The following is a 575-nucleotide window of genomic DNA, read 5'->3' as shown; positions in this document are numbered from 1 at the left end:
TGCCGTGAGGTGTTGGGTTAAGTCCCGCAACGAGCGCAACCCTTATCATTAGTTGCCAACACGTGAAGGTGGGGACTCTAATGAGACTGCCTAGGTTAACTAGGAGGAAGGTGAGGATGACGTCAAGTCCGCATGGCCTTTATGTCTGGGGCTACACACGTGCTACAATGGTCGGTACAGAAGGCAGCAAGACCGTAAGGTGGAGCAAATCCGAGAAAGCCGATCTCAGTTCGGATTGTAGTCTGCAATTCGACTACATGAAGTTGGAATTGCTAGTAATGACGTGTCAGCAACAACGTCGTGAATACGTTCCCGGGCCTTGTACACACCGCCCGTCACATCATGGGAGTTGGTTTTACCCGAAGTCGCTGGCTTAACCGCAAGGGAAGAGGCGCCTAAGGTAAGGTTGATGACTGGGATGAAGTCGTAACAAGGTAGCCCTACCGAAAGGTGGGGCTGGATCTAATATGAGCAAATTTTCAAGAAATTTTTTCTGAGAATTTGATCTTGGTTCAGATTGAATGCTGGCAGCGTGGATGAGGCATGCAAGTCGAACGGAACTAGAGGGCGACTTT

General features: G+C 49.7%; 1 rRNA gene. It reads left to right on the top strand.

The window, feature by feature from the left end:
* Window positions 1-472, top strand: a 16S ribosomal RNA gene (locus tag O6R16_RS08110); the annotation flags it as partial.
* Between the last annotated feature and the right edge of the window lie 103 nt (window positions 473-575).

Source organism: Candidatus Rickettsia tasmaniensis, from assembly GCF_036857515.1.
Classification (GTDB): domain Bacteria; phylum Pseudomonadota; class Alphaproteobacteria; order Rickettsiales; family Rickettsiaceae; genus Rickettsia; species Rickettsia rickettsii.
Note: the sequence above shows the minus strand (reverse complement) of the source record. Positions and strands in the feature narration are given on the sequence as shown.